Here is a 26,976-nt window from a genome sequence, read left to right on the forward strand (position 1 = left end):
CCCTGGATGACCGGCCGACCGTGCCGGGCGCGCGACGCCAAGGCCGGATCCGCGGATCCGGCCTTGTGCGGGTATCACGCCGGTCGGCGGGGTCGCCTATGCGGCCGCCGCCAGGGCGTCCCGGGCCTGCCGGGAGATGGTCGTCCAGTCCTTGTCGGCGATCTGCTGCTTGGTGGCGAGCCAGGAGCCGCCGATGAACGCCACGATCGGCAGCGCCAGATAGTCGTTCATGTTGCCGAGCGAGACACCGCCGGTCGGGCAGAACTTGACGCCGAAGCTGGCATAGGGACCGGCAAGGGCCTTCAGGAACGTCGGCCCGCCCATGTCGCCCGCCGGGAAGAACTTCTGCAGCTTGCAGCCCAGCGACAGGCCCTGTTCGACTTCCGAGGGCGTGGCGATGCCCGGCACGAACGGAATGCCGGCCTTCTGGAAGCGGGCGATGGTGGCCGGGTTGAGGCCGGGCGCGAGGCCGAAGGAGACGCCGGCGTCGATGGCGCGGGTGGCGTTCTCCTCGGTCACCACCGTGCCCGCGCCCAGCAACATGGTCGGCAGGGCCTTGGCGATGTTGGTGATGGCGTCCGCCGCCGCGGCGGTGCGGAAGGTGATTTCGATGATGTCGATACCGCCTTCGAGCAGCGCCTCGGCCAGCGGCACGGCGTCGTTGGCGTCGTCGATCACGATCACCGGCACGATGCGGCGTTTGGTCAGGTCTTCAAAGGATGCAGGCATGGTGCGAGTCTCTTTCTCCGTTTGGATGGGATCATGGGTTTCCTGAAGCCCCGTCGCCCGTGTTCGCGGGCGGGTGCCGGGATGCGCGGTGGGGACCGGCGTCCCGGCGCCATGGCCTCAGAGTCCGAAGGTGTTCACCATGAACATGGTCAGGTCCGGCACGTAGGTGATGAGCAGCAGGCAGACGAGCATGGTAATCAGGAACGGCACCAGTCCGCGCGCCACCACGCCCAGCGTCGAATCCCCGACACGCGCCGCCACGAAGAGATTGATGCCGAGTGGCGGCGTGATGAACCCGATGGCCAGATTGACCACCATGATCAGGCCGAAGTGGACCGGCTCGATGCCGAACGACATGGCGACCGGGAACAGGATGGGCGCCAGCACCAGAATGGCCGGCGTCGTGTCCATCACGCACCCGACCATGAGCAGAAGCATGTTGATCATCATCAGCAGGAGAATGGGATTCTCGGTCAGCTGGATCATCATCTCCGACACCTGAACCGGCACCTGCTCGATCGTCAGGATGCGGGTGAAGGCCGACGCGCAGCCGAGAATCACCATGGTCGTGCCGGTGGTCGAGCAGGCCGTGCCGATGGACCGGAACAGGGTCCGGAGGTTGAGTTCGCGGTGGACGAACGCGCCGATGAAGAAGGCGTAGCTTGCCGCGACCGCGGCCGCTTCCGTCGGCGTGAAGACGCCCCCGTAGATGCCGCCCAGGATGATGATCGGGTTGATCAACGCCCACTTGGCGTCCCACAGGGAGTGCCCGGTGTGACGCCACGAGAACGGCTCGTCGAGGCCGCGCCATCCCCTGCGCTTGCTGTAGATGTAGCACCAGCTGATCAGCGCGAACCCGATCAGCATGCCGGGGCCGAACCCGCCCAGGAACATGTCGCTGATCGACGTGGACGTGGACACGCCGAAGATCACCATGGGGATGCTCGGCGGGATGATGACGCCGATCGATCCGGCGGTGGCGATCAGGGCCAGCGTGAACGACTTGGTGTAGCCCGCCTTCAGCATCGTCGGCACGACCATGCCGCCGACGGCGGCGACCGTCGCCGGCCCCGAGCCGGACACGGCGGCGAAGAACATGCAGACGACGACCGTCACGATGGCCAGGCCCCCGGTCATGCGACCGAAGAAGCAGTTGGCCGCCTCGAGGATACGGCGCGACACGCCGCCGGCCCCCATCAGTTCACCCGCCAGGATGAACAACGGGATGGCCATGATCGGGAAGGAGTCGGTGCTGGTGACCAGCGTCTGGGCGACGAAGCCCGGCGACAGGGTCTGGCCGACCAGGATCGCGACCACGGAGGCCATGCCGATGGCGATGCCGACGGGGACGCTGAGGATGATGAACAGCGTCATGGAGAGGAACAGGGTGGCGACGACCATGATCAGCAATCCAGGTCGGGGTGGGTGAGGCGAACGTAGATCGTCTGCACCTCACGGATCGCGGTCAGGCCGAAGCCGACCAGCGGCGCCGCATAGAGGATCCAGATCGGCATCTGCATGGCCGGCGAATGCTGGTCGAGGATCAGCTGTCGTTCGATGATTCCCCAGGCCGTCCAGCAGATGAACAGGCAGAATCCCAGGAACAGCACGTCGCCGACGACCAGCACCCAGCGGCGCCAGCGTTTCGGAAACAGGGCCATCGCCGCGTCGATTTTTATGTGTTTGATGGACTGCGCGCCGTAACTGATCGCAATATAGATCAGCCAAACAAAAAGGTACCTGGCCAGCTCTTCCGACCACGACAACGAATTATTCATGACGTATCGCATAAAAACCTGGAAGGTGAGCACGATCGTCATGATGGACATAAGAGCGATGCTTATGATTTTTTCGAAATTGTCCAACAAGTAGCGTAGGGTTTCCATAATTTTTCCCCTTCCAATCGTGCCGCGCCCAATCGTCGAAGTCCGAACCGACCAATGGAGGGGATCGTCACGGGACAGCCCCATGGGAGGAGGGCTGTCCCGGACGACCGGTCCTGGGGCTTCGTCGTCGCCGGGCCAACCGTGTGGCACGGCCCGAGGATGGGTCCGATGGCATCCCAGCGAACGTCCTCGCTCACGCGATCAGGGCGGCACATTCGCGGGGACGGGATCCGAAGCGTCGTGGGATCCTCGAATTACTTGGCCAGAAGCTGATCGAGGATTTCGGGATGATCCATCTTGGCCTTCACGTCGTCATAGAGGTTGGCGTCGATGATCTTCTGCTGCCAGGCGGCCTTCTGCTCGGGGGAGAGCTCGGTCACGATCATGCCCTCGTCCTGGACCTTCACGAGAATCTCCTCCTCGAGTTCCTGGGAGCGCGCGCGCTGGTACGCCGTCGATTCCTCGGTCGCCTTCATGATGGCGGCCTGCTGCGTTTCATCGAGCGCGTTGAACTTGTCGAGGTTCATGACGACGATGTACGGCGTGTAGACGTGACCGGTCAGCGACAGGTACTTCTGCACTTCCTGGAACTTGTTGCCGTCGATGATGCCGAGCGGGTTTTCCTGCCCGTCGACCGTGCCCTGTTGCAGCGCCGTGAACAGCTCGGTGAACGCCATCGGCGTCGGGTTGGCGCCGAACGCCTTCCACGCCGCCAACTGCACCTCGTTCTGCATGACGCGGATCTTCATGTTGTCGAGCTCGGCGGGAACGTGCACTTCCTTGTTGTTGTTGGTCAGGTTGCGGAAGCCGTTCTCCCAGAAGGTCAGACCCTTCAGGCCCTTGTCCTCAAGGCTGGCGAACGCCTCCTGGCCCCCCTTGCCGTCGAGCGCCGTGTAGGCGTCGTCGGGGCTCAGGAACAGGAACGGCGCGTCGAACACGAACAGGTCCGCGAACATCGTCGCCAGCGGGCTGGTGGACGAGACGCTGATGTCGATGTCGCCGAAGACGGTCGATTCGACGACGGTCCGGTCGTCACCGAGCTGGTTGTCCGGGAACAGGTTGATCGTCAACGTGCCGTTGGACGCCTCCTCGGCGACCTGCTTGAACACGAGGCCCGCGTCCTTGGCGGACAGCGACGTGACATTGGCCATTTTGAGGATAACCGTGTCGGCGAACGCCGGGGCTGTGAACATGCTGAGCGCCAGCGCGCCGGCAAGGCTCAGCTGGGACAGGGACTTCATGGGTTCTCCTCCGGATTGATTGCGTTTGTTTTGTGCGGTCGGCACCGTGCCGGCGCGCTTCCTCTCGCCGCTCCCGGGGGAGCGGCGCCACCGCCAGACCGTCTTGACGGACTCGGGGACCGCGTCGCATCGCGCGACGCGGTCCGCCTGCTCGGCGGCTTTGCGTTGCCGTCCCGCGCCACCCGATGGTGGGCACCAGGCGATGCATGGGACGGTGACGTCGGTGATGATGACGCGCGGCGCGACCTCGCCGTCATCGCGGCCCGGGGCGCCCTGCCCGCCGTCCGCGCGCGCCTGGGTGGACGGCGCCGTCGTGAAGGTGCCGTCCCGCAAGGGGGCTTGGATCACCGCGCCGTTCGTCATTTCCGCGGTCCCGCCGACGGGCCTTCCGGGCCGTGATGAAGAGAGGTCGCCTTGCGGGGCCGGCCGCGCTTCGGCGCGGGCATGCCCCGGGCCAGGCGCTCCATGGCCTCGCGGTCGCGCCGCCGGGCGGCCCACTCGCGCTTTCGCGCGGCGTCGTCGACGTAAATGCGCGGGCGCCCGCGACGATTACCGTCTACGTCTTTTTCCTCGACGGGGGTTTCGTCGACGCATTTATCGTCGACTTTTTTATCGTCATCCCCGGATTTCCGGCTGTCCTGGCGTTCGATCAGCGCATCGCTCGTATTTTTTCGTCTATTTAATTTAGACGAAACGGGCGCCATCCCGAGTCCGTTGCTTTCGCTGTACTCGGGATGGGCGCGCCGAACGCCCGTTTGCAGGGATTCACTATTCAGCTTCCAGAACGAATCCGAACTGCGGGAGATGTGTTCCTCCATCACCGCCAGCGCGGCCTCAAGGTCGCCGGCCGCCACGAACGCGCCGAGACGTTGATGCTCGACGACGCCCTTCCTCAAATAGTTCTGATGGGAGGCCAATCGCGTTCTGAAAGCGGCCAGTTTCGACGCAATGGTCTGATACGCATCGTTCAAAAACTGATTGTCGGTACAATCAAATATGGCTTGATGAAAATCAATATCGAGTCGAAGATATTCCTGGACGTCTTCCTTATTTATCGCGGCGCGCATAAGATCATTGATTTCAGCAAGGCGCGTGCCGAGCTTATCTCGGTGCCGCTCCACGGCAAGCTTCAACGCTCTTGCTTCCAAACAACACCGGACGTCACAAATATCGTCCAGATCCTTCGTGCTTGGCGTAAAGACACAGGTTCTTCGCTGAGGCTCCGAGATAATCAGGCCTTCTATCTGTAGCCTTGCGAACGCTTCCCGGACCGGTGTGCGGCTGACGTTCAGCCACGTCGCGACACGGGCTTCCGACAGTGTTTCGCCAAGGTGCAACACGCCCTCGACAATCATCCGGCGAAGCGTGTCTGTCGTCTGATTGACCAATGAATCGGAACGCGAAGGGATGCGACGCATAACCTCCCCAACTCCTCAACCGGTGGGACGCGTCAATTCGGGAAGGTTGTCGAAGTAAACCTTCCCTCATTTTCCAGCGAACAACTGGCATACTACCTCATTGACCGTCGGTATGCAAGTATGCTAATTGCTGACGCCATAACCCGAGACGCGTCAAGGCATCAGGTCCGGTCGGTCGAGGGGGCGAACACCAAGGCGCCACCGGTAGCGGATGCGGCCATGACAGAGTTGCTGTGGATCGGAATTGATATTGGAACAACGGGCGTTCGGGCGGTCTGCTACAGGCCCGATGGCACGTCGGTCGCGGCGGCGACGCGGCAGTACGGCCTGAACGCGCCCCATCCCGGATGGGCCGAGCAGGATCCGGCGGACGTCACCCGGGCGGCCATGGAGGTCCTGCGCGAGTTGTCGGCGACCCTGACCGCGAAGGGGCTGAGGCCGGACGGTCTGGCCATCAGCACCGCCTTCCACACCGGCATCGCCTACGAGTCCGACTGGCGCCCGGTCACGGGCGTGATGACCTGGGCCGACATGCGCAGCGGCCAGGCCGTCCAGGACCTCAAGGGCGATTTCGGCGACGTTCTGGCGATCTACCGGCGCACCGGCTGTCCGGTGAATCCGATCTATCCCATGACCAAGATCGCCTGGATGCGGCGCGAGCGCCCGGACCTGCTGGCCAAATCCACGCGGTTCGGGTCGATCAAGGATCACATCTTCCGGGTCCTCACCGGCGAATGGGTGGTGGACCGCTCCATCGCCAGCGGGTCAGGGCTCTACAACCTCTTCAAGGCGGAGTGGGACCGCGACCTGATCGCGTATCTGGGTATCACGCCGGACTCGCTGCCGCCGATCGTCTCCACCTCACACAGCGCTCCGCTGACCCCGGCCGTCGCGACGGCGACGGGGCTCCCGGCCGGTCTTCCGGTCGTGATCGGCGCCGGCGACGGCGTCCTGGTGAATGTCGGCATCGGCGCGGTGCGCCAGGGTCAGATGAGCTGCACGATCGGCTCCAGCGGGGCCGTGCGCATGCTGAGCGCCGACCCCCTGACCGACCCCAAGGGGCGCACCTGGTGCTACAACCTGACCGACTCGATGTGGGTGCAGGGCGGCGCGATCAACAACGGCGGTATCATACTGGGATGGCTGCGCGAGCGGTTGACGCAAGCCCATCCGGAGATGGCGGACACCGCCAGCGGCGACATCTACGCGATGATGACGCGGTGCGCCGCCGGCGCGCCCGCCGGGTCCGGTGGCCTCATCATGCTGCCGTTCCTGACCGGGGAGCGCGCGCCCAACTGGAACGCGGACGCCCGCGGAATCCTGTTCGGCCTGACCATGGGGCATACCAACGAACACATCGTCCGGGCGGTGCTTGAGGGCGTCTGCTACCGCATGCACAGCGTCGCCGTGGCCCTGGCGGAGGTCGCCGGTCCCGCACGGGAGATCCGCGTCAGCGGAAACTTCACGCACTCGGAACTGTGGATCCAGATCCTGGCCGACATCTTTGATCGAGAGATCACCGTGCCCGCCGTCGATGAAGGGGCGGCCTTCGGGGCCGCCGTGCTCGGATTCGTCTCGGCGGGCGTGCTCCCCGACATCTCCGCGACGGGAGACTTCATCGCCTCGAAGACAATTTACACACCGCGCTCCGCCGAGGCCGCGACCTACAAGCGGCTGTTCGGGATCTACGAGCGCGTCTACTGGAATCTGCTGCGGGAATTCACCGACATTTCAGCGTTCCAGAACGGCTGAACCGTGTCGCCCGCATCGATTCGCGCGTCCTGAAAGGGGTCTATCGTGGGAAGAGTATTGATCACCGCGCGGTCGGTCGCCGCCAACGCCGAGGGGCGGGCGACGCTGGAGGCGGCGGGTCATGAGGTCGTGACGCACGTCGGCGACGGGCCGTGGCCCGAGGACGAGATGCGCAAGGTGGTCGCCGGCATGGACGCGGCCATCGTGGGCCTGGATGCCGTCAGCGATGCGGTCCTGTCCGCCGGCGCGCCGACCCTCAAGGTCGTGGCCAGGAACGGCGTCGGGTACAACAGGGTCGATGTCGTCGCGGCGGCGCGCCTGGGGGTCGCCATCACCCTGGCGCCGGGGGCCAACACCGTCTCCGTCTGTGAACTCGTGTTCGGCCTGATGCTGTCGCTGGCCCGGCAGATCCCGGCCCAGGACATGGAGGTCCGCAAGGGCGTGTGGAAACGCGCGCTGGGATGCGAACTGTACGGCAAGACGCTTGGGGTCATCGGCACCGGCAACATCGGCCGCGAGGTCATCAGGCGGGCGCGCGCCTTCGGCATGTCGATCCTGGCCTTCGACGTGGTTCAGCACCCGGAGCTGACCGACCGGCCCGGCGTGGTCTATGCGGACCGCCGGAAGGTGCTGACCGAGGCCGACTTCGTCACGCTGCATGTGCCCGTGACGCCGGACACCCGCGAGATGGTGAACGCCGAGACGCTGGCGACGATGAAGCCGTCGGCCATCATCATCAACACTGCTCGCGGCGAACTGGTCAACGAAGCCGACCTGCATCATGCGCTCACGACCGGACAGATCGCCGGATACGGCGCGGATACGTTCAGCACGGAGCCGCCCGACGTCGCCAATCCCTTGCTGGCGCGACCGAACGTGATCGTGACGCCCCATGCCGGCGCCTATACCGCCGAGTCCGTCTCCCGTTGCAGCGTGATGGCGGCCGAGGAGGTCGTGCGCGTCCTGTCGGGCCGGCCCCCCCGCTGTCCGGCCCCGGTCCCCGCATGACCGCGCCATCGAACGATCTGAGGCATGACACGCCGGCATGGCCCGCCGTGTAAGGAGACCTCAAGGAGGACGACCACCATGAAAGCGCTTGTATACGCCGAGCCGTCGAAAGTAGAGGTGCGGGACGTTCCGGAGCCGAAGCCGCTCGACCAGGCCGCCAAGATCAGAATGCGCTATTGCGGTGTGTGCGGAACCGACATCGCCATCGTCGGGGGCAAGCACCCGCGCGCGACACCGCCGCTGACCATTGGCCATGAGTTCGTCGGTACCATCGAGGAGATGAACGGCGGCACGCTGGGCTTCAAGCCCGGCGACAGGGTGGTGGCGTATCCGCTGCTGTCGTGTGGCGTCTGTCGTCCGTGCCGGACGGGCACCCCTCATGTCTGCGAGACGCTGCGCCTGATCGGCATCGACCGCAATGGCGGCATGGCCGATTACGCCTGGGTTGGCGAAGACGCGCTGTTCAAGGTCGACGACAGCCTCTCCGACCGGATCGCCGCGCTGATCGAGCCGCTCGCCGTGGCCGTGCGCTCGCTGCACCAGGCGCGCTTCCAGCTTCAGGATTCGGCGGTCATCACCGGGGCCGGACCGATCGGGATTCTGACCGCCATCGTTCTCAAGAGAAGCGGCGCGTCGCGGATCGTGATCTCCGACGTGGACGACGCCCGGCTTGCCGTCTGCCGCGACCTCGGCTTTGAAACCGTCAATGTCAAGGACGCCAGCCTGGTCGATTACGTGGCCGAGACCACCCACGGCGAGGGCATGGACGTTGTCTTCGAATGCAGCGGCGTCGACAGCGCGGCCGCCGACATGACCAAGATCGCCCGCGTCGGCGGCATGATCTGCATGACCGGCATTCACAAGGCGCCGCGCGCCGTCGACCTGCGGGATCTCAACTTCAAGGAACAGATCCTGGTCGGCTCGCGGGTCTACACCAAGCGCGAGTTCGGGCAGGCCGTCCGTTATGCCCCGCAGATCAGCGACGATCTCGAAAAGGTGGTGACCCAGGTCGTTCCCCTGACCCAGTCGGAGGGCATCTTCGAGATGATCAACGATCCGGCCGTCACCACGCTCAAGGTGCTGGTCGACTGCGCCGCGTGATCGATCGGTTCGCCTGACGTCCTGTTGGCACCCGGCCCGCCGCGACCGCGCCCCCGGGTGTCGACAAGCCCGAGAGTCTGAAGGAAAATGAACATGAGTCTGTTTGACATCAAGGCCAAGACGGCCATGGTCACGGGCGGGACACGCGGCCTTGGTCGCGGCATGGCGGAGGCCCTGCTTGAGGCAGGCGCCGAGGTGGTGGTCTTCGGCACGTCGGAGGGCGTCGTCGCGCTCGCCGAGGCGTATCGCGGCAAGGGGTTCGCCTGCCACGGCATCGCGGTGGACCTGGGGAACGAGGCGGCGCGCGACGCCGCGTTCACCGAGGCGCTGGCCCTGCTCGGCGGACGCCTGGACATCCTCGTCAATTCCGCCGGCGTCCAGCGCCGCCATGCCTCCGAGGCGTTCCCGCTCGAGGACTGGGAAGCGGTTCTCAACGTGAATCTGACCGCCGTCTTCGCGATGTGCCAGCTTGCCGGGCGCGTCATGCTGGCCCAGGGACAGGGCAAAATCATCAACATCGCCTCGCTGCTGAGCTTTTTCGGCGGCTACACGGTCCCCGCCTACGCCGCCAGCAAGGGGGGGGTGATGCAGTTGACCAAGGCCCTCGCCAACGAATGGGCGTCCAGGGGCATCAACGTCAACGCGATCGCGCCCGGCTACATGGCGACGGACATGAACACCGCCCTGTTGGCCGACGCGGGGCGCAATGCCGAAATCAGCGCCCGTATCCCGACCCACCGCTGGGGCACGCCCGAGGACATGATGGGGCCGCTGCTCTTCCTGGCCTCGTCGGCGTCCGACTACGTCAACGGCGCCATCCTGCCGGTCGATGGCGGGTACCTCGGGCGGTAGGTTCGCAGCATCCGGCGTCAGGGCGTCGCCGCGCCGCGCCGGTGCAGGGCCAGCGCCAGCGGCGTGTGGGCCTTGGGCGTCTTGTGCACGAAGTGCGACCGGGCGATGTGGTAGGACGGATCGAACCCGAAGAAGTTCAGCCGCATGTGCTCCAGCTCGGCGGTCTGATAGGCGGCGAGCGGCCGTGCGGCCTCGTCGGCGGCCCGCCGCGCGGCCTTGTCGGCCAGGCGGGCGTCCAGCGTCCGGGGATCGGCGGCCAGGGCGGCCAGCCGCTGGCGCAGGTCGGCCCGGAACGCCGCCGCGTCCGCCCCGAAGGCATCGTCCAGCAGGCCCAGGCGCAGGGCCTCGGCCGTGCCCATGGGCAGGCGGGCTTCGGCGATCCGTCGGGCGCGGGCCTCCCCGACCCGGCGGGGCAGCACGTAGGTCCAGTACTCCGACCCGTACAGATTGCCCATGCCCTTGTAGTGCGGATTCAGCACCACGCCCGCGCGCGCCCACACCACGTCCGCCGCCAGCGCCAGGAACACGCCGCCGGCCCCGGCGTTGCCCTGCATCGCGCTGACCACCCAGCGGTCGGTTCGGGTCAGGATGGCGCCGGCCAGATCGTTCATGGCCCGGATGGTGGCCCAGGACTCGTCGGCGGGACTGTCGGCGGCCTCGATCACCGTCAGATGCAGTCCGTTCGACCAGAACTCCGGGCCGCCCATCAGGGCGATGATGCGTTCGTCGCCGTCCACGGCCGCCAGGAAGGCGGCGCGCAGGCGCCGGCACTGGTCGGCGGTCATGGCCCCGTTGTGGAATGGGAAGTGGATAAAACACACGCCGTCCTGGCGTTCGGTCCAGATCTCCAGGGGGCCGGCGGGAAGCTCGGGCACCTCCGCCAGCCGCTGCCGGCCCAGCACCCGAACGGCCGGCAGCTTGAGGGGGTCGCACGCGCCGGAGCGGTCGATCAGATGGCCGATCCACACCGCGCCGTCGGTGGTGGCGATGGCCACCGCCTCTCCCCCGGACCCCAGAACCTGACCGGGCGCGCCCGCCAGGCCCAACGCCGGGCGCGCGTGGTACAGCGAGACCGGAAGGCCGAGAATCTCGTCGCGCACGCCGGGAAAGCCGTCCGAGGCGCGCACCTTGGCCAGCACCTGGGCGGTGGTGTCGGTGGTCCAGTCGATGCGCCGGTCCGCCTGGGTCATGGCCGGGCGGGGCCGGCCCGGGACCCCGGATGCGTCGGGCGACACGGGCGTGCCCCGGGTCTGGCCCGCCCGAATCTTGTCCAGGGCCTCGCGCACCGCCGCCACCGCGCCGTCGGTCACCTCGGTCCGGTACAGGCTGGACTTGGTGGCCGGCCGCATGGGGAAGGTCCGCGCCGCCCAGACGTCGCCCGCGTCCAGGTCGGCCGCCGCCTCGATGACGGTCACGCCCCAGGTGCGCGCGCCCTCCAGGATCGCCCAGTCCAGGGCCGAGGGTCCCCTGTCGCCGACGACGCCCGGATGCACGATCAGGCAGCGCACGCGGCGCCACACGTCCTCGGGGATGGCGCGCTTGAGAAACGGTGCGATCACCAGGTCCGGCGCGAACAGGTCCACGGCCTCGCGCGTGACGTCGTCGGAGACATCGAACTCCACCGATACCGTGTGGCCGTCGTCCCGCAGGTCCACGAACAGACGCTGGGTCAGGCTGTTGAACCCGTGGGTCAGGAGCAAGAGGCGCATGTCAGCAGATCCGCGGCAGTTGCTCGCCGGCCAGCCAGTCGACGATTCGCCGGCCGCCCAGCAGCGTTTCCATTTGCACGAAGTGCTCCGCGTTCTCGACCACCCGGCCGATGACGGCGGCCTCCTGGCCCAGGGGATGAGACCGCATGGCCCGAAGCAGGGCGTCGGCGTGCTCCGGCGGGCAGATGGCCACCAGCTTGCCCTCGTTGGGCACGGTCAGCGGGTCCAGCCCGAGCAGTTCGCAGGCGCCGCGCACCGCCGGCTTGAGGGGCACGTCCGCCTCGCGGATGGCCATGCCGACGCCCGACTGATGGGCCAGTTCGTTGAGGGTGGCCGCCAGGCCCCCGCGCGTGGGGTCGCGCATGGCCCGGATCCCGGGGACCGCCGCCACCATGTCCGCGACCAGCCCGTTGAGCGCCGCGCTGTCGGACAGGATGGGCGTCTCGAAGGCCAGGTTCTCGCGCTGCGACATGACCGCCACGCCGTGATCGCCGAGGGTGCCGCTGACCAGGATCGCATCGCCCGGCCGGGCGCGGTCGCCGGCGATGTCCAGGCGGTCGTCGGTGATCACGCCCACCCCGGTGGTGGTGATGAACACGCCGTCGCAGCCGCCCCGCTCGACCACCTTGGTGTCGCCGGTCACCACGGAGACCCCCGCCGCGCGCGCCGCCGCCGCCATGGACCGGGCGATGGCGTCCAGGTCGGCCAGGGGCAGGCCCTCTTCCAGGATGAACCCCGCCGACAGGTACAGCGGCACCGCGCCGGACATGGCCACGTCGTTGACCGTGCCGTGCACCGCCAGCGAGCCGATGTCGCCGCCCGGGAAGACCCGGGGGGTGATCACATACCCGTCTGTGGTCATGACCACGCGGCCGGCCGGCAGCGACAGCAGGGCCTGGTCGTCGCCCCGCGCGAGTGTCGGGTCCTGGAACGCCGCGCCGAAGATCTCGTCGATCAACTGGATCATGGCGCGGCCACCGGCGCCATGGCTCATCTCGACCATGCCACGGCTCAGGTTCAGGGGGTGGGGGAATGGTCGGCGCATTGCCTGTCCTCGCCATGTCGCGCGTCGCGGAAGCGTCCGTGGGTCCAGTATGCCGCGCAGGCCCCCTCGGAGGAGACCATGCAGGCGCCCACCGGCTTCTCCGGCGTGCAGGCGGTGCCGAACAGCCGGCAGTCCCGGGGCTCCTTCACCCCCCTGAGGATGGCGCCGCAGTCGCAGCCCCGGGGGTCCCGCCCGGCGGCGTCTGGAAGGGCGAAGCGCCGTTCCGCGTCCCAGGTGGCGTACCGGGTGTTGAACGTCAGGGCCGAATAGGGAACCGGCCCCAGGCCACGCCACGCGAACACCTTGCGCAGGTCGAACATGCCCGCCACCAGGGCCTGGGCCTTTTCATTGCCCCGCCGGGTGACCGCGCGGGCGTATTGAACCTCCACCTCGGCGCGGCCGTCATTGATTTGCCGCACCAGCATGAGCACCGCCTGGAGCACGTCCAGGGGTTCGAAGCCGGTGATGACCACCGGTTTCCGGTATTCCTCGGCGAAGAAGGCATAGGGCCGGGCGCCGATCACCGTGGAGACGTGGGCCGGCCCGATGAAGCCGTCCAGGGGCACCGAGCCCCCGTCCAGGTCGCGCACGTCGGGACTGTCCAGCAGACTCTGGATGGCCGCCGGGGTCAGCACGTGATTGCAGAAGACCGAGAAGTTGCGCAGGTCCAGGGCCTCGGCGCGGGTCACCGCCATCGCCGTGGGCGGCGTGGTCGTCTCGAAGCCGATGGCGAAGAACACCACCGCACGGTCCGGGTGGGCCTGGGCGACGGCCACCGCGTCCAGGGTGGAATAGACCATGCGGACATCACCGCCCTCGGCCTTGACCTGGAGCAGGCTGGTTCCGCCGCTGCCCGGCACCCGCATCATGTCGCCGTAGGTGCACAGGATCACCCCGTGCTCGCGCACCAGGGCGATGGCCATGTCCAGGCGCCCCACGGGCAGCACGCAGACGGGGCAGCCCGGTCCGTGGATCAGGCGCACGGACCCGGGCAACAGGTCCTCCAGGCCATGGCGGGCGATGGCGTGGGTGTGGCCGCCGCAGAACTCCATCAGGTTGTAGCGCGTCTCCGGCCGGACGGCGGCGACGATGGCCCGCGCCAGACCCCGGCCCAGGGCGGCGTCCCGGTATTCGTCCACGTACTTCATGAGACCGCCCTCATGAGACGACCGGGGTCTCGGCCGCGCCGGCGGTCACCATCTCGGCGATCAGTGCCAGGGTGCGGTCGGCCTCCTCTGGATCCAGGCGCGACAGCGCGTAGCCGACATGCAGGATCACGTAGTCTCCCGGCGCCAGGTCCTCGACTAGGGCCACGGAGACGTCCTTGATCACCCCGCCGGCATCCACCCGAGCCATGGCGTCGGGCAGCAGGGCGAGGACCTTCGCGGGAACGGCAAGGCACATGGCGGCGGCTCGGTTCGTGGTGGCATCCTGGCGTGATCGGCGCGCGTCCAGATGGCGCCCGTCCGCGCCCGGATGATGGGTCCGGGATCTATGTATCCGAAACGTATCCGAAACGCGGCTCCCGCGTCTCGACTCTCGCGCCACCCCTGCGGACGTGAGGGCCGGACTCGCCGCCCGCACCCTGGCGCGGGGGTCCTAGGTCAAACTCGTCGCGTGGTGGGCGGCGATCCAGCCTTGCCCCAGGGCCAGCCCCGGGTCGCCCGGCGACACCACCCGGTGGGTGAGCACCGAAAGTCCCCGTGTCCGCAGGCCATGGGAGACCGCGCCGGTCAGAACCCGGTTCAGGAAGCACCCGCCGGACAGACCCACGGTGGTCAGGCCGGACCGCGCGGCGGCGCCGGTGGCCCAGTCCACCAGGGCGGCGGCCAGGGTGCCGTGGAACAGGTCGGCGCCGGCGGCGGGCGTGATCGCCTCGGTCAGTGCGGCCATCAGCGGCAGCGTATCGAGCGTCCCATCGTCGGCGATGGACCAGCCGCCGTCCAGAACCCGGGGCGTCGAGACCATCTTCTCCAGCGCCATCGGCGCCTGGCCCTCGAAGTCGGCCACCGGATGTACGTTCAGCAGCCCGCAGGCGGCGTCGAACAGGCGTCCGGCGGAACTGGTCTCCGGGCTGTTCAGGCGGCGCTCCAGGATCTGGCCCAGCATGCGGGCGTGCCGCTGCCGGGGAAAGCGGCGGGCGATCTCGTCGGTGCGGTCGAGCACATGCAGCACCGCCGCGCCCATGCGCCAGGGCTCGCGGGCGGCCACGTCGCCCCCGGGCTGCGGCAGGCGGCGCAGGTGGCCCAGCCGCTCCCAGACGGCGCCGTCCACCCGCAACAACTCGCCGCCCCAGGACTCGCCGCCCGGCCCCAGGCCGAAGCCGTCCAGGGCCAGCCCCAGCAGCGGCCCCACGTGCCCGTGCTCGGCCGCGACGGCGGCGATGTGGGCGTGATGATGCTGCACCGGCAGGGCCACGGCGCCGGTCTCGGCGGCCAGATCCTGGGCCGCGCGGGTGGAGTGGAAGTCGGGATGCAGGTCGTGGGCGATGACGGTGGGGGTCGCGCCCAGGATGGCGCGCATGCGGGGCACCAGGCGATCATAGGCGCCGCGTGTCTTCACGTCGCCCAGGTCGCCGACCGGGTGGGACAGGTGGGCGCGGCCGTCGCGCATCACCGACACCGACGCCTTCAGGAACGCGCCCATGCCCATCACCGGCGGCGGCGGTCCGGCGAGCCGGGCGCTGAACACCAGGAAGTCGGGCTTGACGGCGGCGGTGGGGGTCATGAGGCCGTCCTTTCGGAGGCATGGCGCGGCACGGCCGGCCGCCGGCTCAGGACCCAGTCCCGCCAGGCCTCCAGGCCGTCGCCCCGGGTGGCGGACACCGGCAGCACCTCCAGCGCGGGATTGATCCGCCGCGCATGGGCGACGCAGCGGTCCACGTCGAAGGTCACATGCGGCAGCAGGTCGATCTTGTTCAGGACCATGGCGTCGGCCGCGTGGAACATGTCGGGATACTTGAGGGGCTTGTCGTCGCCCTCGGTGACCGACAGGACCACCACCTTGTGGGCCTCGCCGAGGTCGAAGGCGGCGGGGCAGACCAGGTTGCCCACGTTCTCGATGAACAGCACGGTCCCGTCGGCGGGATCGAGCGTGGCCACCGCCCGGGCCACCATGGCGGCGTCCAGATGGCAGCCCTTGCCGGTGTTCACCTGGATGGCGGGCACGCCGGTCGCGCGGATGCGCTCGGCGTCCAGGCTGGTCTGCTGGTCGCCCTCGATCACCGCCAGTGGCACCCAACGGGCCAGATCATCGAGGATGCGGGTGAGCAGCGTGGTCTTGCCCGACCCCGGCGAGGACACCAGGTTCACCGCCAGGATCCCGCGCGTCGCGAACAGGGCGCGATTGCGGACGGCCAGCGCGTCGTTGGCGGCCAGGATGTCGCGCTCGACGCGCACCAGGCGCGTCGGATCCGGTGCCCGGTCATGGTGATGATGAGGGTCATGAGGGTGGTCATGGTCATGATGGTCATGGTGGGGGTGCCGGTGGTCGTGACCATGATCATGATGACACGGGGCATCGGGACCCGTGTTCCGCCGGCCCTCGGTGCTGGCCTGGCCACATCCGCAGACGGTGCACATCACGCTACCTCCAGTTCCTTGATCCGCATCGCGTCACCGTCCAGCACCTGCACCTGATAGCCGCCGCATCGGGGGCAGGGATCGAATCGACGGTCCACGGCGATCTCTGTCGCGCAGGTCATGCACCACCCCTTGCCGGGGGTGCGCAGCAGTTCCAGCCGGGCGCCCTCGGCCAGGGTGCCCTTCATCACCATGTCGAAGCAGAAACGGATGGCCTCCGGTTCGGCGTGCGACAGCGCCCCCAGTTCCAGCCAGACCGTGCGCACGTGGCTGAACGCCTGGCGCTCGGCCTCGGCCTCCAGGATGCGCAGGATGCCCTCTGTCAGCGCCAGTTCATGCATGGGCCGCCGCCTCGCCTGGTGCGTCCATGGCACGCATATCGTCCAACCATAAATCGTATGTCACGCAGGGGTCGATCGCCAAGACCAGAAGATGAAGCCGCCGCGCCAGGGCCGTCCGGTCCGTGGCCGACCAGCCCAGCGGCGTCCGCGCCAGCACCCCGTCAGGATGCGCATTCCAGTCCGTGGGCGCTACGATTCGCCCGTCCGCGACCCGTCCGTCCGTCACGACCACCCGATGCAGCAACACACCGCGCGCCGTCTCCACGGCCGCCAACCCGACACCGGGACCGTCGGTCATGGTCACCGCGGCCGGCGGCGGTTCGCCCGCGGCGAGCGCCCGCAACGCCGCCTCCGCGCGCCGCAGGTCCAGCAGGCGCGCCACCAGCCGCGCCGCCAGCCCGGCGCCGGACGCCAGCAGGTCCGCCACCACGGGATGGTCGACGAGGCGGGCCATCGCCCCGGTCTCCGCCACCCTCCCGCGCCACGTCGGCGGGGCCCCGGCGCCGACCTCTGTCCGCAGGTCCTCGGCGACCTCCGCGAGCCGCCAGCCGACCAGCGGCCGCACCGCCCGGGCGGGCTCCGGGGCGCCATCCAGCGCCAGGGCCACGGCGCGGGCGGGGACGGTGTCGCCCGCCCGTGCCCAGGCGCGCACGGCTCCCGCCGACTCGGACAGCAGGGTGGCGTCGGGGAGCCATGTCCTCAACCGGGCCGACAGGGCGGCCACGGCGGCGCCCAGGTCCGGCGGCGGCCATCCGTCGCCGTCGCCATCGTCGGCGCCGCCGATCCGGTCCCAGGCCGGGACCGCCGAGGGGATCGCTCCGCGTGCCGTCGCCAGATCGCGCCGCAGCGCTCGCAGGCCCTCGGCGTCCACCGCCGCGCCCACCGGCGCCGCCCAGTCCAGACCGATCCGCACCACGCCCTGGTCCAGCGCCTCGATCAGCACCAGCGCCGCGCGGGCGGCCATCGTGGCCGGGCGGGCCGCGCGGCCCGTGGCCGCCTCCATCGCCCCCAAGGCGGCCACGGTCTGCGCCGTGCCGCACAGCGAGTACAGCAGGCCCACGGTCCGCGCCGCCCGGTCCACCGGCAGCCCGGCCAGCACCGACGCGGCGCCGGGGTTGCGCGTCAGGGCCACCGTGACCCGCGCGACCCGTCCGTCGGCGATCCCCAGGATCAGGCGCAGGTGGCCCCCGGCCGGATCCACCGACCCGGCCGCCCCACGGACACCGGGGACATGCCGGTCGTCCTTGGCCTTGGCTTCGTCCCTAAAGGTATGCATCACGAATTTCGGTCAGGCGTACGGCCGAGTCGGCGAAGTCCTCCGGCGCGGCGCACGCGGCGGTGGGCACGTCGCCCACCTCCAGAGTATCCAGGATCACCGTGTCGGACGCGTTGAGGAAGCGCACCGACCAGACCCGATCAACCCCGGCGGCCTGGATGACGCAGGCGCCATGGCCGCCCACGCGCAGCATTACCGGCCCCCGGCCCAGGGTGGTTCCCAGGTGGGCGAGGTCGGCCCGGGTGACGGGCAGCAGCGAAACCGAGATGACATGGTTGGGCCGGCCGGGCGTATGGCGGGCGGCGTGGTCGGCGATCTCCGCCAGCAGCGGCATGACGGTGATGGCGCCGGCCGGCGGCGGCCGGGGCGTCAGGGTGGCGGCCGGGCGCCCGGGGCGCGCGGCGGCCACCACGCCCGGCACGGCGGCGATCTCGATCCACCGGCGCCGGGGGCGGCCGGCGCCGTCCAGGCGGAGAAGGCACCAGACGCCGGTCAGCACGGACTCCTGGACGACGACGCGGCCGCCGCCGGCGTCCAGGACGTGGCCGGACACCTCGCCCTCACCGAGGATCTGGCCCAGCAGGCGCGCGCCCCGCGGCGACAGGGCGGCCATGTCATGGACCCAGGGGGGAGTCGTCCCGTCGCGCCGGCGCAGGTGGGCGATCATGGCGTCCACCAGGGCGAGCGCCTCCGGGGCCGCCGCCGCCAGGGCCTCGGCCTCGGCCAGGGCGCGGGCGCGGCGGGCGGCCGGAGCCAGGGTCGGCGCCGGCGGGGCGCCGTCCGATGGCGACGCGGGGCGGCCGGCGGAGGTCCCGGTCGGGTGGTTGTTCCAGGGCATCGCGCCGGTCATGGGCGGTGTCCTTTCCAGATCGAAGCGGTCGGAGCGGGTGGTCACGACGGGGCGGGGCGCAGGTGGGGCGGCAACTCCGGCTCCCGATCCACCAGGTCGGCGAACAGGTGGTCCACCGCGCCCCCGCGCGCCACGGTCTCAAGCGCGTCCAGCGCCCGGTCGATGGTGGCCGCCTCCTCGGCGGTCAGGGGCTGGCGCGCCGTGTCCAGATGCACCAGCACCCAGGCGCCGACCGGCTGCGGGTCAAGCAGCACCATCGACACCCGGCGGACCTCGCCGCGTCCCTGGCACAGGGCCTCCGCGCCCCGGATGTCGAGGATGCGCATGGGAAGACCAAGGCACATGGGTCAGCCTCCCCCCTCGGCCGGGTCCGCCAGGGGCCTCGGCACGGCCTCGTAGGACGCCAGGTCGATGCCGTGCCCCACCAGGGCCTGGGACGGTCCGCGCAACGGCACGGCGCGCCGCGTGCTCGCCACGCCCCAGGCCGCCAGTTCCGCCAGCGCCAGGCGCACGGCCTCGTCGAGGCGCGCCCGCACGGCCCCGGTCAGGGAGCCGCCCCAGGTTTCCAGGTCGCCGGCCTGGACGCCGATCAGGGTCAGCCGGGTCGGCGCGCCCCCCAGCAGGTCAGCCGCCGACAGCACGTCCTGGAAGCCGGTCTGGTGCAGGCTGAGCGCGCGGCAGCCCCGGAAGCGCGGCACCTCGTCGCCGCGCACCACCATCAACGCGCCGGGCTCCCGGCCGCAGTCGATGGCATCGAACACCAGCAGATTGTCGGCCGCGCGCACGTCCTGGACCAGGTAGAGGCCCTGGGTGCCGCCGTCCATCACCGTGACGGCATCGTCGGGAAAGGCGTAGTCCCGGTGCAGCGTCTCCACCGCGCGCACGCCGAACCCCTCGTCCGCCCAGAGAATGTTGCCGATGCCCAGGACCAGGGTGCGGCCCGGCGCGCCCGGGGGCGTGTCTGCCTCCATGGACAGGGGCCGGTCAGTCATCGCGGTTGTCCTTGAACATGCGCTCGCCGGAAATCATGGTCGAGATCATGGACTGGCGCGACATGATGTCCTCGCGCACGGCGGCGTAGATGTGAAGGATGGTGTAGGTCACGAAGGCCCACATGCCCAGGTGATGCCAGGTGCGCACCGACTGGCTGTTCGGGAAGATGTCGAAGACCCAGCCGAACAGCGCGTACTGCCAGCTGTCGAGGCCGGTTCCCTCCGCATAGAGGGCGAAGCCGGTGGCGATCATGAAGAACATGCCCAGCGTGAACACGGTGAACATCACGAACTGGGCCAGCGGGTTGTGGCCGACGTACTTCTTGGGCTCGGTGCGCAGGAAGGCGTACCACGTGGCCTCCCACAGAACCCCGCCCCAGTAGTCGCGCCGCCAGAACGGCAGCATGAAGAGCTGGCGGCTGTGGTGGTTGCCCACGAAGGCCCAGTAGATGCGGGCGAGCCAGCCGATGGCCAGCACATAGCCGGCCGAGAAGTGCAGGAAACGGATGACCCCCATGAGATTGGAGTCACTGGCCTCGCCGGGCACGCTGAGCGGCGGGCTGCCGATAAAGTAGCCCGTGACGATCAGCACCGTGATGGCCAGGGCGGTGATCCAGTGCCAGGCGCGCACCGGGGCTTCGTAGACATAGATGGTGGTGCGCTGGACCGAGGCGTCGTCGTCGGTGATGTCGGCGGCGTGGACATCGCGGCCGGTCTGGATGGACATGGCGCGTCTCCCCCAGGGGTCGGTTCCCCCCTTGATGCGGTCGGGTGGTCGGATGGCGACGAGGGACCGGGCGGGCGCCGGCGGCGGTGGCGGCATCGTCCCGCCGCCGGCCGGCGTCCGGCCGGGGGCCTCCGTCAGCGCACGACCACGCGGGCCTTCTCCTGGCCGTCCACGCTCATCACATGGGTCGAGCAGGCCAGGCAGGGGTCGAAGGAATGGATGGTGCGCAACACCTCCAGCGGTTTTTCCGGGTCGGCCAGGGGGGTGTCGAGCAACGCGGCCTCGAACGCCCCGATGGCCCCGGCGGGATCCCGGGGGGAGCCGTTCCAGGTGGTCGGCACCACGCACTGGTAGTTACGGATGCGGCCCCGTTCGATCTCCACCCAATGGCCGAGCGCGCCGCGTGGCGCCTCGCTGAAACCCGCGCCCCGGGCGGTCTTGGGCCAGGTGGTCGGCTCCCACAGGTCGGTGTTGGCGGTGGACAGGTCGCCGGCCTTCAGGTTGGCCACCAGGTCGTCGAAGCTTTCCCGGAGCCGATAGGCGGCCCACTGGCACTCCAGGCCCCGCGCGGCGGTCCGCCCCAGGGACGAGAACAGCGCCGCGACCGGCACGTCCAGATGCCGCAAGGCGGCCTCCACCGGCTCCTTGAACTCGGGCTTACCCTGGGCATAGCCGATGACGAAGCGGGCCAGCGGTCCGACCTCCATGGCATGGCCGCGCCAGCGGGGCGCCTTCAGCCAGGAGTACTTGGCGGATTCGTCAAGGGCGTCGATCCGTGTGCCGGGATCGCCCCTGGTGTTGGGACCAAGGGCGAAATGGGGCTCGGTCACGCCGTCGAAGGGATGCAGCCCCTGGGCATCGTCGTCGTAGGCGTACCAGGAGTGGGCCACGAACTCCTGGATCTGCTCGGGGTCCTTCAGGTCGACCTCGTGCACCGTCGACAGGTCGCCGTCGATGATCGCGCCGCGTGGCAGCATCAGGCTGTCGGCCGAATGGTCGTTGGCCCGCGCCGGCATGTCGCCATACGACAGCAGGCTCTTCGACGACAGCCCTCCGCCATGCAGCCAGTCCTTGTAGAACCCGGCGATGGCCAGCAGGTCGGGGATGTACACCTGATCGATGAAGGCCACCGACTGGTCGATGATGGAGGCCACCAGGTTCAGCCGCTCCATGTTCACCGCGCCGACCGCGCCCACGCCCTCCAGGTTGACGGCGCAGGGCACGCCGCCCACCAGCCAGTTGGGATGCGGGTTCTTGCCCCCGAAGACGGTGTGGATCTTGACGATCTCCTTCTGGAAGTCGAGCGCCTCCAGGTAGTGCGCCACCGCCATCAGGTTGGCCTCGGGGGGCAGCCGGTAGGCCGCGTGTCCCCAATAGGCGTTGCGGAACGGCCCGAGCTGCCCCGACTCCACGAACCGCGCCAGCCGCCCCTGGATGTCCCGGAAGTACCCGGGCGAGGACAGCGGCCAGGGTGAAATGGACTGGGCCAGCGCCGAGGTGGCCTTGGGATCGGCCTTCAAAGCGGAGACCACGTCCACCCAGTCCAGGGCATGCAGGTGGTAGAAATGAACAAGGTGGTCCTGCACATACAGCGTGAGCTGCATGATGTTGCGGATGATGTTGGCGTTCCTGGGAATGGCGATGCCCAGCGCGTCCTCCACGGCGCGCACCGAGGTCAGCGCGTGGGTGCCCGTGCACACCCCGCAGATGCGCTGGGTGAAGGCCCAGGCATCCCGGGGATCGCGACCCTTCAGGATCAGTTCCAGCCCGCGCCACATGGTGCCGGTGGAGACGGCGTTGCGGATGACGTTGTCGTCGTCCACGTTCACCTCCAGGCGCAGGTGCCCCTCGATACGGGTCACCGGGTCCACCACCACGCGCCGGCCGCCGCTGTCCAGGGAAAAGCCGTTGGGGGTTTGCATCGTCGTCATGGGCGTGTCCTCCTCACGGTCCCGGGCTCACGGTCCCCGGATCAGGCGTCGGACCGGTTGGACCCGGCCTCCTGCGCGGCCCGGGCGGCGGCCCGGGCGTTCCTGGCATCCCTCTTGTCGGCGGCGGTCTTGACGATGCTCACCGCCGCATGCGCCGCCACGGCACCCCCGGCCAGCGCGGCCACCGTGGCGCCCACGGCATCGGCGTTGCCCTCGGCGGCGAACGGCTCGATGCTGGTCAGGCGCTCGTAGAACGGCCCCTTGTCCCAGAAGGCGTCCTCGGAACAGCCGATGCAGCCGTGTCCCGACTGGATGGGGAACGACACGCCCTCGTTCCAGCCCACCGTCGAGCAGGCGTTGTAGGTGCTCGGCCCCTTGCACCCCATCTTGTAGAGGCAGTAGCCCTTGCGGGCGCCCTCGTCGTCCCAGGCCTCGACGTACTGTCCGGCGTCGAAGTGCGGCCGGCGGTAGCACTTGTCGTGGATGCGCTGGCCATAGAACATCGCCGGGCGGCCGTGACGGTCCAGGTCGGGGATGCGCTCGAAGGTCAGCATGTAGGTCAGCACCCCGGTCATCACCTCGGCGATGGGCGGGCAGCCCGGCACCTTGATGACCGGCTTGTCGGTGACCACCTTGTGCACCGGCGTGGCCTGGGTGGGGTTCGGCTTGGCCGCCTGCACGCAGCCCCAGGAGGCGCAGGAGCCCCAGGCGATCACCGCCCGGGCGTCGCTGGCCATCTCCTTCAGCTTGTCGACGAACGGCCGGCCGCCCGGCAGGCAGTGGATGCCGCCGTCCTTGAGGGGCGGGTTGCCCTCGACGGCCAGGATGTAGGCGCCCTTGTGGGTGGCGCGCACCTCGTCGAGGATCTCCTCGGCCTGGTGGCCGGCGGCGGCCATGATGGTGTCGTCGTAATCCAGCGAGATCATCGACAGGATCACGTCCTTCACCAGCGGATGGGCCGAGCGGATGAAGCTTTCCGTGCAGCAGGTGCATTCCAGGCCGTGCAGCCAGACCACCGGAATGCGCGGCTTGGTTTCCAGGGCATGGGCAAGTTGCGGCATGAGCGTGGGCGCCAGTCCCAGGGATGCCGTGGTCAAGCTGCAGAACTTCAGGAAGCTGCGCCGGGAAATCCCCTGGCGCCGCATCACCTCGTAAAACGTTTCGGGTCCGGATGACATGGGGCCTCCCCGGTCTTTTTTGGGTGCATTTTGTTATGGATCCGTTTCGACCGACAAAAACGGTAAGCATTATTGAGTATATGTTTCAGTTTTATTTGTGCCCCGAGAGGGATTTTCAGCCAAAAGCCCAACCAAGGCGAGGTCACACCTCAAATGGTATCCCATTCTATAAGCAAAAACCCCAGAAAAATGAGCTGAAAGTGGTTCTCATGACTTTTGCGGTGCGGTGCGGGCGGGGGTTGCCCTGCACCATCGTCTCGGGGCCGGTGCCGCGACGCCGCCAGGGACCAGAACGCCAACGGCGGATGAGGCACCCTCATCCGCCGTGGGTCGACCTGCGTTCGGGCGCCGGGTGCCGCGAGACCGGTGTCCCGCACACGACGACTCCGCCTTTTTCGGGTGCGACTCGTGAAAACACCCGTTGATCGTGCGTCCTAGTTGTTCCGCTGCGGGAATATGCCGTTGATGGCAATGCAGTAGTACATGCCCAGGGTCTGGTCAGAGGTCGGTGGCGGCGTCTCTCCCCCCGTGGGCGGGGTCACGGGGTCGCCTCCCTGCGCCGAGGTGTTCGGAGCCCCGGGGTCATCGCCAGCCTGGGACGTGTCGCGTTGGTCCGACGTCTGGCTGAGCATCGCCGCGTCGCCATCGCCATCGCCGTCCCCGCCCGCCGGCGTGGGCGTGGCGGTATTGGTGTCCGTTCGGGACGGCCCTTGGGTCGTGTTGAGAACGCGGTCCTCCGCGCCGCGTTTCTCGCCCCAGAAAACCTGGCTCAACCCGGGTCCGGCCCCGACGCCGATGGGCATGCGGCCCCGCAGGTCGGGCAGGGCGAACGTCACCCGCCCGTCGCCGCCGTACCGGTTGCCGATCAGGGCGAACAGGGCCGAGTTGTCGGCAATCGCAATGATCGCCCCATTTGCCATGACGTAGCCGCGCGGGCAGAAGTTGTGGGCCACGATACAGATGGAGCCGATGGTCTGGGTGCCGTCGCCGTTGCATGCCGTGGCCGATCCGGGCGGCGCCATGGTCGCGAGCGCACCGAGCGCCAGCCCCGCCAGAGTCCGCGTCACCGACATGCCGTTCACCACGCGAGTCATGTCGTTGCCCTCCCAGCTTATTGTAGAGTCTTGGTGCGCACAAAAATCTGTACGTGTGTTTTATGCTATACGTATTTTGAACCGGGTACCATCACTGTGACGTGAGGTTCCCTCCTCAAGAGCGGTTACGAGACCATTATCCTGGCACGACGATGCCCTCGGCGGGGACCGTCCACCCCATCGAAGATGCGGGCCATTACGATAGGATATCCCGGTTGTCGTCGAACACGGCGACCAAATAGTCGATTAACGCCCGTCCAGCGGGTAACTGGGCGATGTCGCGACGCACCATAAGCCAGACTTCGCGGTGAACATCGCAACCCGGCGGGTGTGTCGTCGCCAGACCGCTGTGGGACACCATGTAGTTCGGCAACAGGGCGAGCCCGAGCCCGGCGCGCGCCGCCGCCATCTGGCTGCCAAGGGAACTGGACCGGAATACGATGCCGTCGAGCCCGAACGTCTGGCTCATCCAGCGGGTCTCCGGCAGATCGGCCAAGTCATCCGCGAAACTGATGCCGGATCAGTTCCAGCCGCGGGCGATCTCGTTGTGGGACGCGAAATCCGCGGGCCGTTCACAATCCAGACGCAAATCAACGTGACCGGACGCCGCCGCTGTGAGACGGTACGGTGGTCTTGGGGCAAATTCCCGTCAATGCCTTGCAGGCCGCCGAACGACCTTTCACGGGCAGGCGGGTGAACCATCAAGCTGAAAAACCAGACATCGTGCGACGTCAGAAACAACCCCCGTGGCACTTTGGTCCCGGGGGAGACGGCGCGCACTGTCACCGAAGGAACAATGTCCCCGAAGGAGAGGACGGACGCGATGGCGGAAGAGAAACTCGGCAACCCGGCGGTGGTTGGCCTGGGCGGCTTCGGGCTAACCACCCTGGTTCTGCAATTTCATAACGTGGGCTGGATGCCCAGCGTCGGCCCGGTGGTGTGGCTGGGGCTGATTTTTGGCGGACTGGCCCAGATGATCGCCGGCCTTCAGGAGATGAAGACCGGCAACAACTTCGGATATTGCGCCTTCACCGGATTTGGCGCGTTCTGGATCGCCCTGGCCTTTCTTTTTCTGGGCAACCACTTTGAGGTCTTCCAGGCCAGTACCACGGACGTCGGCTGGTTCCTGATCGCCTGGACTCTGTTCACGGCCATTCTGTGGGTCGGCTCGCTGCGCATTCACGGCGCCATGGCGTTCACGTTCACCACGCTGCTGATCGGCTTCATCCTGCTCGACCTGGCGCACTTCGGCCTGCCGGAACTGACGGTGGTCGCCGGCTACGAACTGATGATCTGCGCCGGGGCGGCCTGGTACATGATGGCCCGCATCATTCTCAACGAGATCTATGGCCGTGATCTGCTGCCCGCCGGCAAGCCGTGGATCTGACCGGGGCCGGCGCCCGGCGGATCCGCCGGCGCGCGCCCCTTTGAAAACCGACCCCCAAAGACCGGGAGACGATCGAGATGCGAAACGGACTCAGGGCGCTGGCCACGGCGGTCGCGCTCACGCTGGCTGCCCCGGCGGCGGCCGAGGAGCCCTCGGCCACCGTCGACGAGGTGATCGCCAAGGTCCTGGAAGCGGCCAAGTTCCTGCACGACAAGGGGCAGGCCGGGTTCTCCGACTTTAACAACAGCGCCCGCTGGGTGTGGAAAGACAGCTATGTCTTCGTGTTCAGTTGCCGCGACGACCGCATGATCGCCCACCCCTTGCGCCCCGACCTGGTGGGCCGGCCGATCCTCCAGATGGAGGATGAAAAAGGGACCATGCTGTTCCAGGACCTGTGCGCGGCGGGCGAGGGCGCCGGCGGCGGCTGGGTGGAGTACTGGTGGCCACGGCCCGGCGAGGCCAAGGCGTCGCGCAAGATCTCGTACACCCAGAGCACGCAGGTGTCGTTCCAGCCCGACGTGCGGGTTGCCGCCGGCATTTACGACGACTCGATGACCGTCGAACAGCTCGACGCGCGCGCCGAGAGGGCGGTGATGCCGCAGAAGGACGCGCCCTGAGCGGAGCCTCTCCGGGTGCGCGGATCCAGACAAGGGACGCCGTCCGCGTTCTCTTGTCTGGATCGAAAGCGCCCTGCTTTCAAGACGGTATGCGGCGCCGCGCCGGAGTCCGCGATCGAACCGCCCCCGGGGCCTGTTCAGGGCTCCGAATCCAGATTACGGGATGTTCATGTTGAGGATTGAGGCGAGGTAGCTGGGATCCCAGGCGGCCCGTTTGCGTCGGGTCTTGAGGGTTCGCTTGTCGGAGATGGCGCGCACGAG

General features: G+C 68.4%; 27 protein-coding genes and 1 pseudogene. 6 read left to right on the forward strand and 22 right to left on the reverse strand.

What is annotated here, in order from left to right; all coding sequences use genetic code 11:
• Positions 1 to 96: 96 nt before the first annotated feature.
• The 5 genes from GGD89_RS13560 to GGD89_RS13580 all read right to left on the reverse strand — a co-directional run bounded on the left by GGD89_RS13560 (position 97) and on the right by GGD89_RS13580 (position 5,274).
• Positions 97 to 729, reverse strand: coding sequence for a bifunctional 4-hydroxy-2-oxoglutarate aldolase/2-dehydro-3-deoxy-phosphogluconate aldolase (locus GGD89_RS13560; protein ID WP_184046149.1), 633 nt, complete (start codon positions 727 to 729; stop codon positions 97 to 99).
• A gap of 117 nt (positions 730 to 846) precedes the next feature.
• A complete protein-coding gene (locus tag GGD89_RS13565; protein ID WP_184046151.1) occupies positions 847 to 2,130 on the reverse strand; it encodes a TRAP transporter large permease in 1,284 nt (427 codons plus the stop codon).
• A 2-nt stretch (positions 2,131 to 2,132) separates the two neighbouring features.
• Complete coding sequence (locus GGD89_RS13570; RefSeq protein WP_221238463.1) at positions 2,133 to 2,699, reverse strand: TRAP transporter small permease; 567 nt, start codon at positions 2,697 to 2,699, stop codon at positions 2,133 to 2,135.
• Positions 2,700 to 2,869: 170 nt separating this feature from the next.
• A complete protein-coding gene (locus tag GGD89_RS13575) occupies positions 2,870 to 4,219 on the reverse strand; it encodes a DctP family TRAP transporter solute-binding subunit (RefSeq protein ID WP_221238464.1) in 1,350 nt (449 codons plus the stop codon).
• A complete protein-coding gene (locus GGD89_RS13580; RefSeq protein WP_184046153.1) occupies positions 4,216 to 5,274 on the reverse strand; it encodes a GntR family transcriptional regulator in 1,059 nt (352 codons plus the stop codon). Before GGD89_RS13580 ends, GGD89_RS13575 begins: the two co-directional genes overlap by 4 nt.
• 219 nt (positions 5,275 to 5,493) lie before the next feature.
• Between GGD89_RS13580 and GGD89_RS13585 the strand changes: the two genes are divergently transcribed.
• The 4 genes from GGD89_RS13585 (at position 5,494) to GGD89_RS13600 (ending at position 9,987) form a co-directional block, all read left to right on the forward strand.
• Complete coding sequence (locus GGD89_RS13585) at positions 5,494 to 7,026, forward strand: gluconokinase (RefSeq protein ID WP_184046155.1); 1,533 nt, start codon at positions 5,494 to 5,496, stop codon at positions 7,024 to 7,026.
• 45 nt (positions 7,027 to 7,071) lie between these two features.
• Positions 7,072 to 8,034, forward strand: coding sequence for an NAD(P)-dependent oxidoreductase (locus tag GGD89_RS13590; protein ID WP_184046157.1), 963 nt, complete (start codon positions 7,072 to 7,074; stop codon positions 8,032 to 8,034).
• 78 nt (positions 8,035 to 8,112) lie between these two features.
• Positions 8,113 to 9,135: a zinc-dependent alcohol dehydrogenase gene (locus GGD89_RS13595; RefSeq protein ID WP_184046159.1), complete on the forward strand. Its 1,023-nt coding sequence runs from the start codon at positions 8,113 to 8,115 to the stop codon at positions 9,133 to 9,135.
• A gap of 93 nt (positions 9,136 to 9,228) precedes the next feature.
• Positions 9,229 to 9,987, forward strand: coding sequence for an SDR family oxidoreductase (locus GGD89_RS13600; protein ID WP_184046161.1), 759 nt, complete (start codon positions 9,229 to 9,231; stop codon positions 9,985 to 9,987).
• A gap of 17 nt (positions 9,988 to 10,004) precedes the next feature.
• Here GGD89_RS13600 and GGD89_RS13605 read toward each other — a convergent pair whose 3' ends face one another.
• From GGD89_RS13605 to GGD89_RS13680, 17 genes and pseudogenes are all read right to left on the reverse strand, one after another.
• Positions 10,005 to 11,696, reverse strand: coding sequence for a hydrogenase maturation protein (locus tag GGD89_RS13605; protein WP_184046163.1), 1,692 nt, complete (start codon positions 11,694 to 11,696; stop codon positions 10,005 to 10,007).
• Between the two features lies 1 nt (position 11,697).
• Positions 11,698 to 12,741, reverse strand: a complete 1,044-nt coding sequence (gene hypE / locus GGD89_RS13610; RefSeq protein ID WP_184046165.1) for a hydrogenase expression/formation protein HypE — start codon at positions 12,739 to 12,741, stop codon at positions 11,698 to 11,700.
• Positions 12,714 to 13,889: a hydrogenase formation protein HypD gene (gene hypD / locus GGD89_RS13615; RefSeq protein ID WP_184046167.1), complete on the reverse strand. Its 1,176-nt coding sequence runs from the start codon at positions 13,887 to 13,889 to the stop codon at positions 12,714 to 12,716. Before hypD ends, hypE begins: the two co-directional genes overlap by 28 nt.
• A gap of 10 nt (positions 13,890 to 13,899) precedes the next feature.
• Positions 13,900 to 14,145, reverse strand: coding sequence for a HypC/HybG/HupF family hydrogenase formation chaperone (locus GGD89_RS13620; protein ID WP_184046169.1), 246 nt, complete (start codon positions 14,143 to 14,145; stop codon positions 13,900 to 13,902).
• 195 nt (positions 14,146 to 14,340) lie between these two features.
• Complete coding sequence (locus GGD89_RS13625) at positions 14,341 to 15,468, reverse strand: Kae1-like domain-containing protein (protein ID WP_184046171.1); 1,128 nt, start codon at positions 15,466 to 15,468, stop codon at positions 14,341 to 14,343.
• Positions 15,465 to 16,139 (reverse strand): hydrogenase nickel incorporation protein HypB, encoded by a 675-nt coding sequence (gene hypB, locus GGD89_RS13630; protein ID WP_343058607.1) that lies wholly within the window; start codon positions 16,137 to 16,139, stop codon positions 15,465 to 15,467. The genes GGD89_RS13625 and hypB overlap by 4 nt, the downstream gene beginning before the upstream one ends.
• Positions 16,140 to 16,172: 33 nt before the next feature.
• Positions 16,173 to 16,322: pseudogene (locus tag GGD89_RS20775) on the reverse strand (hydrogenase nickel incorporation protein HypB); the annotation flags it as partial.
• On the reverse strand, positions 16,322 to 16,663 hold the full coding sequence (gene hypA, locus GGD89_RS13635; RefSeq protein WP_184046175.1) for a hydrogenase maturation nickel metallochaperone HypA: 342 nt from the start codon (positions 16,661 to 16,663) through the stop codon (positions 16,322 to 16,324). The pseudogene GGD89_RS20775 and the gene hypA, both read right to left, overlap by 1 nt.
• On the reverse strand, positions 16,656 to 17,939 hold the full coding sequence (locus GGD89_RS13640) for a hypothetical protein (protein ID WP_184046177.1): 1,284 nt from the start codon (positions 17,937 to 17,939) through the stop codon (positions 16,656 to 16,658). Before GGD89_RS13640 ends, hypA begins: the two co-directional genes overlap by 8 nt.
• Positions 17,926 to 18,789, reverse strand: a complete 864-nt coding sequence (locus GGD89_RS13645; RefSeq protein WP_184046179.1) for a hydrogenase expression/formation protein — start codon at positions 18,787 to 18,789, stop codon at positions 17,926 to 17,928. Before GGD89_RS13645 ends, GGD89_RS13640 begins: the two co-directional genes overlap by 14 nt.
• A gap of 41 nt (positions 18,790 to 18,830) precedes the next feature.
• Complete coding sequence (locus GGD89_RS13650) at positions 18,831 to 19,133, reverse strand: HypC/HybG/HupF family hydrogenase formation chaperone (protein WP_184046181.1); 303 nt, start codon at positions 19,131 to 19,133, stop codon at positions 18,831 to 18,833.
• Positions 19,134 to 19,136: 3 nt separating this feature from the next.
• Positions 19,137 to 19,781 carry a HyaD/HybD family hydrogenase maturation endopeptidase gene (locus tag GGD89_RS13655; RefSeq protein WP_246423108.1) on the reverse strand — a complete coding sequence of 215 codons (645 nt, stop codon included), beginning with the start codon at positions 19,779 to 19,781 and terminating at the stop codon, positions 19,137 to 19,139.
• Entirely contained in the window at positions 19,774 to 20,508 is a 735-nt protein-coding gene (gene cybH, locus GGD89_RS13660) for a Ni/Fe-hydrogenase, b-type cytochrome subunit (RefSeq protein ID WP_184046183.1), read from the reverse strand. Before cybH ends, GGD89_RS13655 begins: the two co-directional genes overlap by 8 nt.
• A 134-nt stretch (positions 20,509 to 20,642) precedes the next feature.
• A complete protein-coding gene (locus GGD89_RS13665) occupies positions 20,643 to 22,439 on the reverse strand; it encodes a nickel-dependent hydrogenase large subunit (RefSeq protein ID WP_184046185.1) in 1,797 nt (598 codons plus the stop codon).
• A 41-nt stretch (positions 22,440 to 22,480) separates the two neighbouring features.
• Complete coding sequence (locus GGD89_RS13670; protein WP_184046201.1) at positions 22,481 to 23,617, reverse strand: hydrogenase small subunit; 1,137 nt, start codon at positions 23,615 to 23,617, stop codon at positions 22,481 to 22,483.
• A gap of 434 nt (positions 23,618 to 24,051) precedes the next feature.
• Positions 24,052 to 24,711, reverse strand: coding sequence for a phage tail protein (locus GGD89_RS13675; protein WP_221238466.1), 660 nt, complete (start codon positions 24,709 to 24,711; stop codon positions 24,052 to 24,054).
• A 196-nt stretch (positions 24,712 to 24,907) separates the two neighbouring features.
• The gene (locus tag GGD89_RS13680; protein ID WP_184046203.1) at positions 24,908 to 25,180 is read right to left on the reverse strand and encodes a LysR substrate-binding domain-containing protein; all 273 of its coding nucleotides are present in this window, start codon (positions 25,178 to 25,180) and stop codon (positions 24,908 to 24,910) included.
• A 327-nt stretch (positions 25,181 to 25,507) separates the two neighbouring features.
• On the opposite strand from GGD89_RS13680, the gene GGD89_RS13685 reads away from it, so the two are divergent.
• Positions 25,508 to 26,098 (forward strand): acetate uptake transporter, encoded by a 591-nt coding sequence (locus GGD89_RS13685; protein WP_184046205.1) that lies wholly within the window; start codon positions 25,508 to 25,510, stop codon positions 26,096 to 26,098.
• A 77-nt stretch (positions 26,099 to 26,175) separates the two neighbouring features.
• Positions 26,176 to 26,715, forward strand: a complete 540-nt coding sequence (locus GGD89_RS13690; RefSeq protein WP_184046207.1) for a cache domain-containing protein — start codon at positions 26,176 to 26,178, stop codon at positions 26,713 to 26,715.
• Positions 26,716 to 26,976 lie beyond the last annotated feature (261 nt).

Origin of the sequence: Roseospira visakhapatnamensis, assembly GCF_014197915.1 — a bacterium.
In the GTDB taxonomy this organism is placed as follows: Bacteria; Pseudomonadota; Alphaproteobacteria; order Rhodospirillales; family Rhodospirillaceae; genus Rhodospira; species Rhodospira visakhapatnamensis.

What these genes read in the sequence shown, in the direction of transcription:
- GGD89_RS13560 (WP_184046149.1), bottom strand. Translation starts at nt 729, where the DNA reads ATGCCTGCATCCTTTGAAGACCTGACCAAACGCCGCATCGTGCCGGTG.
- GGD89_RS13565 (WP_184046151.1), bottom strand. Translation starts at nt 2,130, where the DNA reads ATGGTCGTCGCCACCCTGTTCCTCTCCATGACGCTGTTCATCATCCTC.
- GGD89_RS13570 (WP_221238463.1), bottom strand. Translation starts at nt 2,699, where the DNA reads ATGGGGCTGTCCCGTGACGATCCCCTCCATTGGTCGGTTCGGACTTCG.
- GGD89_RS13575 (WP_221238464.1), bottom strand. Translation starts at nt 4,219, where the DNA reads ATGACGAACGGCGCGGTGATCCAAGCCCCCTTGCGGGACGGCACCTTC.
- GGD89_RS13580 (WP_184046153.1), bottom strand. Translation starts at nt 5,274, where the DNA reads ATGCGTCGCATCCCTTCGCGTTCCGATTCATTGGTCAATCAGACGACA.
- GGD89_RS13585 (WP_184046155.1), top strand. Translation starts at nt 5,494, where the DNA reads ATGACAGAGTTGCTGTGGATCGGAATTGATATTGGAACAACGGGCGTT.
- GGD89_RS13595 (WP_184046159.1), top strand. Translation starts at nt 8,113, where the DNA reads ATGAAAGCGCTTGTATACGCCGAGCCGTCGAAAGTAGAGGTGCGGGAC.
- GGD89_RS13600 (WP_184046161.1), top strand. Translation starts at nt 9,229, where the DNA reads ATGAGTCTGTTTGACATCAAGGCCAAGACGGCCATGGTCACGGGCGGG.
- GGD89_RS13605 (WP_184046163.1), bottom strand. Translation starts at nt 11,696, where the DNA reads ATGCGCCTCTTGCTCCTGACCCACGGGTTCAACAGCCTGACCCAGCGT.
- hypE (WP_184046165.1), bottom strand. Translation starts at nt 12,741, where the DNA reads ATGCGCCGACCATTCCCCCACCCCCTGAACCTGAGCCGTGGCATGGTC.
- hypD (WP_184046167.1), bottom strand. Translation starts at nt 13,889, where the DNA reads ATGAAGTACGTGGACGAATACCGGGACGCCGCCCTGGGCCGGGGTCTG.
- GGD89_RS13620 (WP_184046169.1), bottom strand. Translation starts at nt 14,145, where the DNA reads ATGTGCCTTGCCGTTCCCGCGAAGGTCCTCGCCCTGCTGCCCGACGCC.
- GGD89_RS13625 (WP_184046171.1), bottom strand. Translation starts at nt 15,468, where the DNA reads ATGACCCCCACCGCCGCCGTCAAGCCCGACTTCCTGGTGTTCAGCGCC.
- hypA (WP_184046175.1), bottom strand. Translation starts at nt 16,663, where the DNA reads ATGCATGAACTGGCGCTGACAGAGGGCATCCTGCGCATCCTGGAGGCC.
- GGD89_RS13640 (WP_184046177.1), bottom strand. Translation starts at nt 17,939, where the DNA reads ATGCATACCTTTAGGGACGAAGCCAAGGCCAAGGACGACCGGCATGTC.
- GGD89_RS13645 (WP_184046179.1), bottom strand. Translation starts at nt 18,789, where the DNA reads ATGACCGGCGCGATGCCCTGGAACAACCACCCGACCGGGACCTCCGCC.
- GGD89_RS13650 (WP_184046181.1), bottom strand. Translation starts at nt 19,133, where the DNA reads ATGTGCCTTGGTCTTCCCATGCGCATCCTCGACATCCGGGGCGCGGAG.
- GGD89_RS13655 (WP_246423108.1), bottom strand. Translation starts at nt 19,781, where the DNA reads ATGACTGACCGGCCCCTGTCCATGGAGGCAGACACGCCCCCGGGCGCG.
- cybH (WP_184046183.1), bottom strand. Translation starts at nt 20,508, where the DNA reads ATGTCCATCCAGACCGGCCGCGATGTCCACGCCGCCGACATCACCGAC.
- GGD89_RS13665 (WP_184046185.1), bottom strand. Translation starts at nt 22,439, where the DNA reads ATGACGACGATGCAAACCCCCAACGGCTTTTCCCTGGACAGCGGCGGC.
- GGD89_RS13670 (WP_184046201.1), bottom strand. Translation starts at nt 23,617, where the DNA reads ATGTCATCCGGACCCGAAACGTTTTACGAGGTGATGCGGCGCCAGGGG.
- GGD89_RS13675 (WP_221238466.1), bottom strand. Translation starts at nt 24,711, where the DNA reads ATGACTCGCGTGGTGAACGGCATGTCGGTGACGCGGACTCTGGCGGGG.
- GGD89_RS13680 (WP_184046203.1), bottom strand. Translation starts at nt 25,180, where the DNA reads ATGAGCCAGACGTTCGGGCTCGACGGCATCGTATTCCGGTCCAGTTCC.
- GGD89_RS13685 (WP_184046205.1), top strand. Translation starts at nt 25,508, where the DNA reads ATGTCCCCGAAGGAGAGGACGGACGCGATGGCGGAAGAGAAACTCGGC.
- GGD89_RS13690 (WP_184046207.1), top strand. Translation starts at nt 26,176, where the DNA reads ATGCGAAACGGACTCAGGGCGCTGGCCACGGCGGTCGCGCTCACGCTG.